Origin of the sequence: Cellulomonas algicola (assembly GCF_003851725.1) — a bacterium.
Lineage (GTDB): Bacteria > Actinomycetota > Actinomycetes > Actinomycetales > Cellulomonadaceae > Cellulomonas > Cellulomonas algicola.
In genome coordinates this window covers 1-10,067 of the sequence record NZ_BHYL01000346.1, presented here as the reverse complement: position 1 = coordinate 10,067, position 10,067 = coordinate 1, and the positions used below count along the sequence as shown (strand labels likewise).

General features: G+C 74.6%; 9 protein-coding genes. 7 read left to right on the top strand and 2 right to left on the bottom strand.

Annotation, left to right across the window (positions count from 1 at the left end):
- Window positions 1–114 precede the first annotated feature (114 nt).
- The 5 genes from CTKZ_RS18615 (at window position 115) to CTKZ_RS18595 (ending at window position 3,832) form a co-directional block, all read left to right on the top strand.
- The gene (locus CTKZ_RS18615) at window positions 115–957 is read left to right on the top strand and encodes a DUF4397 domain-containing protein (protein ID WP_124344321.1); all 843 of its coding nucleotides are present in this window, start codon (window positions 115–117) and stop codon (window positions 955–957) included.
- Window positions 954–1,625, top strand: a complete 672-nt coding sequence (locus tag CTKZ_RS18610; protein WP_124344320.1) for a class F sortase — start codon at window positions 954–956, stop codon at window positions 1,623–1,625. Before CTKZ_RS18615 ends, CTKZ_RS18610 begins: the two co-directional genes overlap by 4 nt.
- Window positions 1,626–1,681: 56 nt before the next feature.
- Window positions 1,682–2,266 (top strand): RNA polymerase sigma factor, encoded by a 585-nt coding sequence (locus tag CTKZ_RS18605; protein ID WP_235843555.1) that lies wholly within the window; start codon window positions 1,682–1,684, stop codon window positions 2,264–2,266.
- Entirely contained in the window at window positions 2,253–3,083 is an 831-nt protein-coding gene (locus CTKZ_RS18600; protein WP_124344318.1) for an anti-sigma factor, read from the top strand. Before CTKZ_RS18605 ends, CTKZ_RS18600 begins: the two co-directional genes overlap by 14 nt.
- Window positions 3,084–3,196: 113 nt before the next feature.
- On the top strand, window positions 3,197–3,832 hold the full coding sequence (locus CTKZ_RS18595) for a fasciclin domain-containing protein (protein WP_124344317.1): 636 nt from the start codon (window positions 3,197–3,199) through the stop codon (window positions 3,830–3,832).
- Window positions 3,833–3,933: 101 nt separating this feature from the next.
- Here CTKZ_RS18595 and CTKZ_RS18590 read toward each other — a convergent pair whose 3' ends face one another.
- Window positions 3,934–5,334, bottom strand: coding sequence for a glycoside hydrolase family 68 protein (locus CTKZ_RS18590; protein ID WP_124344316.1), 1,401 nt, complete (start codon window positions 5,332–5,334; stop codon window positions 3,934–3,936).
- Between the two features lie 525 nt (window positions 5,335–5,859).
- Between CTKZ_RS18590 and CTKZ_RS18585 the strand changes: the two genes are divergently transcribed.
- A complete protein-coding gene (locus CTKZ_RS18585) occupies window positions 5,860–8,334 on the top strand; it encodes a glycoside hydrolase family 32 protein (RefSeq protein ID WP_235843554.1) in 2,475 nt (824 codons plus the stop codon).
- A gap of 93 nt (window positions 8,335–8,427) precedes the next feature.
- Here CTKZ_RS18585 and CTKZ_RS18580 read toward each other — a convergent pair whose 3' ends face one another.
- Complete coding sequence (locus CTKZ_RS18580) at window positions 8,428–9,489, bottom strand: LacI family DNA-binding transcriptional regulator (RefSeq protein ID WP_235843556.1); 1,062 nt, start codon at window positions 9,487–9,489, stop codon at window positions 8,428–8,430.
- A 121-nt stretch (window positions 9,490–9,610) separates the two neighbouring features.
- Here CTKZ_RS18580 and CTKZ_RS18575 point away from each other — a divergent pair.
- On the top strand, window positions 9,611–10,067 hold a 457-nt coding region (locus CTKZ_RS18575; protein WP_235843553.1), incomplete at its 3' end, for a substrate-binding domain-containing protein.

The window sequence follows — 10,067 nt, the reverse complement described above, 5'->3', positions numbered from 1 at the left end:
GGTCGACGAGGTCGGCGAAGAAAGTTGCGTCTTCATGCATCCGCGCGCGTCCTGACGACGGAAGAGAGGTCGAGAGTCCCGCCACCGGGCGGGCCGCACGGAAGGACGACCACGATGCGCGCACGACCTCTTGCCGCGACCGGAGCCGCCGGTCTCGCCCTCGCCGCCGTCATGCTGACCTCCGCCCCCGCCGGCGCCGCCCCTGGCGACGCGACCCTGTACGTCCTGCACGGCGTGCCGGGCCTCACGGTGGACGTGTGGGTCAACGGCCAGCGGACGCTCGACGACTTCACGCCCGGCACGCTCGCAGGTCCGCTCGAGCTCGCGCCCGGCACGTACACCGTCGCGATCACGGCCGCGGACGCCGCCGATGCGTCGTCGCCGGCCATCGGCCCGGTCGACCTGCAGCTCGCGGGGAACACGTCGTACACCGCGGTCGCGCACCTCGACGCGTCCGCCAACCCCACCGCGACGCTGTTCACGAACGACACCTCGACCACCGCTGCGGGCCAGGGCCGCCTCACCGTCCGGCACGTGGCCGCCGCACCCGCGGTCGACGTCCTGGCCGGTGGCTCGGCCGTGATCTCCGGGCTGACCAACCCGAACGAGAAGGTCCTGAACCTTCCCGCCGGCACGGTGAGCGCGAGCGTCGTGGCCGCCGGCACGACCGAGCCCGCCCTGCTGGGCCCGGCCGACGTCAACGTCGCCGAGGGCACCAACACCATCGTGTACGCCTGGGGCAACGGGACGGCGACCCCGTCGACGCTCGCGCTCGCGACGCAGGTCATCGACGGCCTGCACGGCACGCCGAGCGGGGTGCCGGCGGGGGAGCTGGGCCTCGCGGCCGACCCTGAGGTCCCGGCGTGGACCTGGGTGGCCGGCGGCCTGCTGGTGGCCGGGCTCGCCGCGGCCTCCACGGTGGCCGTCCGTCGTCGCGCGGTGACGGTCCGCCGATGAGGACTCCCGACCGTCACGCCTGGCAGCGCCTGGCGTCCCGGGCCGTGGCGCTCGGCGTGGCGGTCGGGGCCGTCGCAGGCTGCACCGCGGGCGCGGGACCCGACCCGGTGCCGACTGCCCGCACCACGGTGGCCGCGTCGCCCACGGGCGGCGCGGCCCCGCCCGCGTCCACCCTGCCGCCGGTCCCGGTGCAGGACGCCGTCGCCCCGCCGCCGGAGACGGTGGTCGCTCCCGTCCGGCTCCAGGTCCCGGAGCTCGCGCTCGACATGCCGGTCGACGCCGTCGGCGTCGCGGCCGACGGGACGATGGAGGTGCCGCCCGACGCGGACCGTGCGGGCTGGTACCGGTTCGGTCCGGGGCCGGCGTCGACCGAGGGCACGACGCTCCTCGCCGGCCACGTGGACTCCCGGCTCAGCGGCATCGGTCCGTTCGCGGACCTGCGACGCCTCGCCCCGGGCGCCCAGGTCCAGGTGACGACGAGCGACGGGGCCGTGAAGCCGTACGTCGTCGTCGACGTCACCAAGGTGCCCAAGGAGACCGCGCCGCTCGAGGACTGGTTCTCGCGCGACGGGTCGCCCCGCCTGGTCCTCGTGACGTGCGGCGGCGCCTGGCGGCAGGACGTCGGGCACTACACGGACAACGTCGTGGTCACGGCCGAGCCCGGGTGATCCCTATGCTGGTCACACTGCCGCCGACGCCGACGCACCGCCCCGAGGAGCCGCCCGTGAGTGCACGCGAGCCGTCGCCGGCGCGCGCCGCGGGCGAGGACCCGGACGGCGTCGACCAGCTCGGCCGCGACTTCGCCGCGGGGGACGAGCACGCCATCCGTGAGGCCTACGTGCGGTGGTCGACCCTCGTGCACACGCTCGCGCTCCGCTCGCTCGGCACGACCGCCGAGGCGGAGGAGGTCACGCAGCAGGTGTTCGTCGAGGCGTGGCGCGGACGGCACCGGTTCGACCCGACGCGCGCGCGGCTCCCCGCGTGGCTCGTCGGGATCACGCGGCACGCGATCGCCGACGCGCACGAGCGCCGGACCCGCGACCGCAAGCTCGCCGACGCTGCGACCCCGCCGCCCGCGACGGTCGCCTCCGCGGACGACCGGGTGGTCGACCGGCTGGTGATCGCCGACGAGCTCGACCGCCTGGGCGACCCGCAGCGCACGATCCTGCGGCTCGCGTTCTACGACGACCTCACGCACGACCAGATCGCGACCAGACTGGACCTGCCGCTCGGCACGGTGAAGAGCCACCTGCGGCGCAGCCTGGCCAGGCTCCGGACCCGATGGGAGGTGGACGGTGCGCTTCGATGACGAGCACGTGGACGACGACGTGCTGACGCTCCTCGCCCTCGGGGAGGACGGTGCGTCCGACGCCGAGCGCGCGCACGTCGACGCGTGCGAGCGGTGCACCGCCGAGGTGCGGACGCTCGCCGACGTCGCGGGCCTGGCCCGGACCGCCGGTGAGCTGGTGCCGCCCGCGCCGCGCGTGTGGGACGCGATCGCCGCCGACCTCGGCCTCGCCGCCGGGCCCGACGCCGGCGTCGCCTCTCCCCGCCCGGTGCGCGCGCCGGTGCCGTCCGACGACCTGTCGCGGCCGTCACCGCCGCCCGCGGTCGAGCAGACCCCGACCGCACGCGTCGCGTCCGGGCCCGCCGGCGGTGACGACCAGCCGCTCGCCGACGTCGTCCCGCTCACCCAGCGCCCCAGCCGGTGGCGGTGGGTCGCCGCGGCGGCCGCCGTGGGGGTGGTCGCCGGGGCGGGCGTCACGTGGTGGGTCGGGCGCGAGCCCGCACCGCAGGTCGTCGCGACGGCGACCCTCGAGCCGCTGCCCGGCTGGGACGCCGCGGGCTCGGCCGAGGTCGAGACGCGGTCCGACGGGTCGCGGCAGCTGGTCGTCGACCTCACCGGTCAGGTCGGTGGGGACGGGTTCCGCGAGGTGTGGCTGCTCAAGCCCGACGTGTCCGGGCTCGTCAGCCTCGGCACGCTCGACGGCCCGACCGGCCGGTTCGACCTGCCCGCGGGCCTCGACCTCGACGAGTTCTCGGTCGTCGACGTCTCCGAGGAGCAGTTCGACGGCGACCCGGCGCACTCGGGCGACTCGATCGTGCGCGGACCGCTGCAGGCCTGAGGTCGCCCGCGCGCGGGTGCATCCAGGAGGGGGTGTCGACCGGAAGTACCGGTGACACCCCCTCCGGGGCGTCCGGCCCGCGCGGGCCGACCTCGACGACGCAGGAGTCGACGATGAAGATCCGACGCACCCTCTCCGCCCTGTGCGCTGCCGCTGTCGCGGCGGGCGCCGGCCTCGCGCTCGCGCCCGCGGCCCACGCTGCCGGCACGACGTCGCTCGCGAGCGTGCTCGCGTCCGACGGCGACACGTTCGACCGCAACTGGTACGACTTCGACATCGTCGACCAGGCCGTCGCGACGGTCCTGGCCGCGAAGCCGGGCAGCCCGGTCGCGGTGCTTGCCGACGGCACGGTCCCGCTCACCGCGTTCATCCCGAACGACCGCGCGTTCCAGGTGCTGGCGAAGGACCTCACGCACCGCTGGTACGGGAGCGAGCAGGAGGTCCTCACGGCGATCGCCGGGGCGGTCGGCGTCGACGCCGTCGAGCAGGTGCTGCTGTACCACGTCGTGCCGGGCGCGACGATCGACTCGGCGACCGCGCTCGCCTCGAGCGGTGCGTCCCTGACGACCGCGCAGGGCGGCACGTTCAAGGTCAAGGTCTGGTCGAAGCGCTACGCGATCGTCCAGCTCAAGGACCAGGACCGCAACGACCTCGACCCGTTCCTCGTCCGGTCGAAGCTCGACCTCAACGCGGGCAACGTCCAGATCGCGCACGGCATCTCGCTCGTCCTGCGCCCGCTCGACCTCTGACGGGTTCGGCCGTCGCGCGTGGCAGGAGCCCGGTCCCTGGGCGGGGCCGGGCTCCTGCGTGCGTGCACGGGGGAGGGCCCGTGCGGGTCGGTCAGGTCGGGTCAGGGGAACGCGACCTCGGCCGGGACGTAGGCGTACGGCAGCTCGCCGGCCAGCCGTGACGTCGCCCCGTCGAGCTCGAGCTCGAGCGTCGGCGCGAGCGTCCCGCCGTACACGACGTCGCCCGGTCCAGGGCCCGTCGGCACGGTGTCGATGAAGCTCTCGACGAGCAGGTTCGGCATCACGTAGTGCGAGTACTGCTGCAGCGGCTGCTCGGGCGGGTTGCCCAGCACGAGCGCGCTGCCGTTCATCGGCCGGTAGTTGCTGCGCAGGCCGGGGCCGACGAAGCCGTAGACGCCGTCCGGTCCGGCCGCGATCTCGCCGGGCTCGGTCAGCCCGGGCGCGAACGTGAACATGTGGCTGATGGTCCACAGGTAGTACTGCCCGTCCTGGACGACGAGGTGCGGTCGTTCAGTCTGCTGGTTGGTGCACTCGGCGGACAGGAGCGGCGGCAGCAGCTTCCACTGCGTGAAGTCGGCGGACCTCAGCTCCATGAGGCCGATGTTGCCGGTGTAGTACCGGGCGTCGGCCGGGGTGACGTGACCGGGCGGAACCCGTCCGATCTCCGAGCGGTCGCACGTGTGGCTGCCGGCGACGCCGCCGTTGTTGCCCTCGAACAGCGCGTAGACGCGGTGGTCGGTGGGGTCGCGGAACACGAACGGGTCGCGGAACGCGTAGATGATCGGGCCGGCCTGCGACTGCTCGAGCGTCTGGTAGAGCGTCCCGTCGGCCTGGGCGATGATCTGGTGGTTCTCGAACCCGGTGAACCAGACGCCGTCGGCGTCGGTGTGGATCTGGCCCTGCGCGTGTGCGAGGCGCTGCAGCGCGTCGTTCGGGTCGATGCCGCCGCCGTCGTGGCCGGACGCGGTGTAGAACGCGTGGACGGTGCCGTCGTCGGCCAGGACCGTCGAGCCCGCCCACTCGCGTGAGCCGCGGGACGAGCCGGCGGGGAACAGGTCGCCGCCGTACGTCCAGTGCTCGGCGTCCTGCGAGTAGAAGAAGCCGATCTTGGCCTGCCAGTGCCGGTCGCCGAAGAAGATGTCCCGCGGTGCGGTGAGCGAGAAGATGATGTTCCACCCCTCGTACGCGACGGGCTGCATGTTCAGGTTGGTCAGCGGCCAGGTGTCCCAGATCCAGACCTGGTCGGTCATGACCGGGAAGTCGGACGGGATCAGCGGCGCGGTGTTGGTGGCGTCCTGCTCGATCTTGAGCGCGTCGGCGCGCGTCCAGTTGGCGTGGTAGGTCGAGCGCGGGCTGAACACCGCGTCGACGCGCTGCCCGCCGCCCACCGAGGGACCGGGGAGGCGGTCAGGGTCGGTGACGGCGGCGGTGGGCGTCACGAGCGCGGCGGTCATCGCGGCCGCGAAGGCGAGCGCGAGCGCACCGCGGATGGTGCGGTTCATGGGAGTTCCCCTCGTGCGGGTCCCGTCGGGCGTCGTCGCCCGTCGGGCCGGACGGACCGGCGTCCGAGGTGTCGGACGGTGCCGGTGGTGCGGCGCGGGGTCTGAGGGCGCGCCGGGGACACGGTGCGTCCGTCGTCCGGGCGCACCGGTGCGGTGGGGTCGTCGGGAGGGCGACCGACCGGTGGAGCGGCGTGCGCTGTCCTCACACGCCTGAGCGCTGCGTCGGCGTGCATGGTTGAGGGCACGCCGCAGGTGCGTGTGGCGCACCTGGGGTCCGGGAGGTCACGACCACGTGACTCCCGTTGATTCCGGCCATGACTGCCGGACCGGACCAAGGGAAGCACGGTCCCGGAGCGGTCGCAAGGGTCCGGGACGAAGTCGTCCTGAACCCGCCCGCGTCTGCTTGACAACGTTGTCAGCCGCGCGCCAGGCTGGCCCGGACGGTTCGAGGGGGAGCCGCCCGGACTCGACGAGGAGTGCCGCGTGCGTGCACGGACGTTATCCGCAGTCGCCGGAGGGGTCGTGGTGTCGACGGTCCTCGCGTGCCCCGTGCCGGGGGAGTCCCCGGGCGGCGACCCCTACCGGCCGGTCGCGCACTTCGCGCCGGCGGAGCACTGGGTCAACGATCCCAACGGCCCGGTCTGGTACGAGGGTCGCTACCACCTGTTCTTCCAGCACAACCCCGCAGGCGACGTGTGGGGCTCGATCTCGTGGGGCCACGCCGTCAGCGACGACCTCGTGCACTGGGAGGAGCTGCCCGTCGCGATCCCCGCGACCGACGACGAGCTCGTGTTCTCCGGCACCGTCGTCGTCGACCACGGCAACACCAGCGGTCTCGGCGCCGACGGGCGCGACCCGCTCGTCGCGGTCTACACGAGCTACGACCCGACGACGCACGTGCAGGCCCAGTCGCTCGCGTCGAGCACCGACGGAGGCGCGACGTGGACCCGCTACCCAGGCAACCCCGTGCTCGACATCGGCTCGCGCGAGTTCCGCGACCCCAAGGTGCTCTGGTACGCCGACGGCGGGTACTGGGTCATGCTCGTCGTCCTCGCGACCGAGCACGTCGTGCAGCTCTACCGCTCCGACGACCTGCGGTCCTGGACGCACCTCAGCGACTTCGGCCCGGCGCACGCGGTCGGCGGCGTGTGGGAGATGCCCGACCTCGTCGAGCTGCCCGTCGACGGCGACCCGGGCCGGACGCGATGGGTCCTCGTCGTGAGCCTCAACCCCGGCTCGCCGACGGGCGGGTCCGGCACGCAGTACTTCGTCGGCGACTTCGACGGCACGACGTTCACGCCCGACGACCTGCGCGACGACGACGTGCCGGAGGGCGACGTGGTCGCGGCGTTCGACGGCCCGACCTACGGCGACGGCTGGGAGACGACCGGGGGCGCGTTCGGGTCGGGCCCCGTCCCCGGCACGCTGCCGGGGCAGAACCACGTCTCCGGGTTCGTGGGCGAGCGGGCCGTCAACAGCTTCCTCGGCGGCGACCGGTCCGTCGGGACGCTGACCTCGCCGCCGTTCCGCATCACGCGCAGCCACCTCGCGCTGCTCGTCGGCGGGGGTGGCGCGCCCCGCCTGCCGGGCACGGGCGACGGCGGCGCGCCCCCCGGCACGGTGCTGGGCGACTTCGAGGGCGACGGCTTCGCGGGGTGGACCGCGTCGGGCACGGCGTTCGGCGACGGCCCGACGCGCGGCGACGCACCCTGCCAGGACGGCGTCACCGGCTACCTCGGCACGGGCCTCGCGAGCTCGTACCGCAACGGCACCTCGGGGGACCCGTGCGTGCCCGTGCCCGACACCGGCACCGGGACGCTGACGTCGCCCCCCTTCACGATCGACGCCGACCACGTGAGCTTCCTCGTCGGCGGCGGGCCGCACCCGGACACCGCGGTCCGGCTGCTCGTCGACGGGCAGGTCGTGCGGTCCACCTCCGGGCCGCAGAGCGGGACGCTCGACTGGGCGTCGTGGGACGTCAGCGACCTGCGCGGGCGCGAGGCGCGCGTCGAGATCGTCGACGCGTCCACCGCCGGGTGGGGCCACGTGCTCGCGGACCACGTCGTGCTCGGCGACGAGCCGGCGCTCCCGCGTGGGGCCGCGGCGTCCGTGGACCTCCTCGTCGACGGGAAGGTCGTGCGCAGCGCGACGGGCACCGGCTCCGAGGCGCTCGACCGGGTGTCGTGGGACGTCCGGGACCTCGTCGGGCGGGACGCCCGCCTGCGCGTCGTCGACTCGGCGACCGGGCCGTGGGGGCACGTGCTGGTCGACCACGTCGTCGCGACCGACGCGACCGTCCCGCGCCGGCTCGAGCGCTACGACTGGATGGACCACGGGAGCGACTTCTACGCGCCGCTGACGTTCGCCGAGCACCCCGACGGCGAGGCCGTCGCGATCGGCTGGATGAGCAGCTGGACGTACGCCGCCTCGACGCCGACGACGGGCTGGCGTGGGGCCATGACGCTGCCGCGCCGGCTGTCGCTCCGGACCGTCGACGGCCGGGTCCGGCTCGTCCAGCTCCCCGCCCCCGAGGCGTCGGCCCTCGCGAGCGAGCCGCGGTGGACCGTGCGCGACGTGCCGCTCGACGACGCATCGGTGCCCCTGCCGCGCGCGGCGGGGGACGCGCTCCTGCTCACGGCCGAGCTCGACGTCGGCACCGCGAACGAGGTGGGGCTGCACGTGCGCGGCAAGGAGGGGCAGCGCACCGTCGTCGGCTACGACGCGGCCACCGGGCGCCTGTTCGTCGACCGGCGGGCGTCGGGCGTGGTCGACCTGCACCCCGCGTTCCCGGCGGTGCACTCCGCGCCCGTCGAGGTCGCGGACGGGCGCGTGCGGCTCACGGTCGTGGTCGACCGGTCGTCGGTCGAGGTGTTCGCGCAGGACGGCCTCGTCACCATCACGGACCTCGTCTTCCCGGACGCGGACGCACACGGCGTCGCGGCGTACGCGGAGGGTGGTCGCGCGGTCCTGCGGTCGCTGGAGGTGCGCCGCCTGGGCTGACGCGGCGTCGCGCACCCGTCCGACGTCACGCGGTCCGCACCCGCCGGAGCGGGGCCGCGCGGGCCGCACCACCCCGCCCGGGTCGGGGGTGCGTCACGCGCTGCCGCGGCGTCGGGGGGCGATCTCGCCCGAGCCGCGCACCACGAGCCGCGTCGCGAGCACGGTCTGCGTCGACGGGAGCGACCGGTCCTCCAGGCGCGCGAACACGCGCTCGGCCGCCGCGCGCCCGATCGCCACCGGGTCCTGCGCGACGACCGTGACGGCGGGGTCGAGCAGGTCCGCGAGGGCGAAGTCGTCGAAGCCCACCACGGCGACGTCGTGCTGCATCCCGAGGGACCGCAGCGCGCGGATCGCGCCGATCGTGACGAGGTTCTGGCTCGTGAACAGCGCCGTGGGCGGGTCGTCGGAGCGCAGCAGGCGGAAGGTCGCGTCGAACGCGAGCTCGACCGTGTGCAGGTCCTGGACGACGAGCTGGTCGTCCGCGGGGACGCCCGCCTCGGCGGCGGCCTGGCGGAACCCGTCGAGGCGCTGGGTGGCGGTCGCGATCATCGACAGGTCGCCCAGGTGCGCGATCCGTCGGTGGCCGCGGCGCAGCAGGTGCGCGGTCGCGCCGCGGGCTCCCGCGACGTTGTCGACGACGACGCTGTCGACGTCGATCCCTACGGGGGCGCGGTCGACCGCGACGACGGGCGTGCCGGCGTCCATCTCCGGGCGCAGGTACGCCTGGTCGCCCCCGGTCGCCGAGAGGATCAGCCCGTCCACGCGTCGGGACACGAACGTGCCGACGAGCGCGCGCTCGCGCTGCGGGTCCTCGTCGCTGCTCGCGGACAGCACCGAGACGCCGCGGGACTCGGCCACGTCCTCGACGGCGCGGTGCACGGCTGCGCAGTACGGGTTGTCGACGCTCGACAGCAGGAGCCCGATGCTCTGGGTCCGCCGGACGCTGCGGCGCAGGTTGCCCGCGAAGGGGTCGGGCTGGAAGTGCAGCTCGCGGGCCGCGCGGTTGACGCGCTCGGCCGTCGCGGCGGCCACGCCGGGCTCGCCGTTGACGACGCGCGAGACGGTCTTGATGCCCACGCCGGCGCGCTCGGCGACGTCGCGCATGGTCGCCCGCGCGCGTCGGGGGGACCCGTTGGTGTCCGCCGGTTGAGACATCGTTGTCACCGGCCAACCCTAGCGTGGGCGCGAACGCTTGACGGTCCTCGGAGGCGCTGTGTAGACAGTCCGATGACAACGGTGTCAGCGGCCAGTCGGCCGCACGGTTGGAGGGGGCTCCATGACCACCACACGCAGACGTCCTTCCTCGGTCCTCGTCCCGGCAGGGCGCCGGACCCGGACCCGTATCGCGCTCGCGACCAGCACGTTCGTCGTCGCGGGGATCCTATCGACCGCGTGCTCGTCCGACTCGGGGTCCGGCTCGGGGTCCACCGCCGCGGGCTCGGACGGCGACGACAACGTCGCCGTCTCGCTCATCGTCAAGACCACGACCAACCCGTTCTTCGTCGCCATGCAGGAAGGCGCGCAGCAGGCCGCCGACGCCGAGGGCGTCGACCTCACGCTCGCCGCGGGTCGCGAGGACGGCGACGAGGACACGCAGATCCAGGCCATCGAGAACGCCATCTCGCAGGGCCAGGACGGCATCCTCATCACGCCCAACGGCCCCGCGGTCGTCGACGCCGTCGAGCGGGCGCGCGAGGCCGGGCTCTACGTCATCGCGCTCGACACCCCGCCCG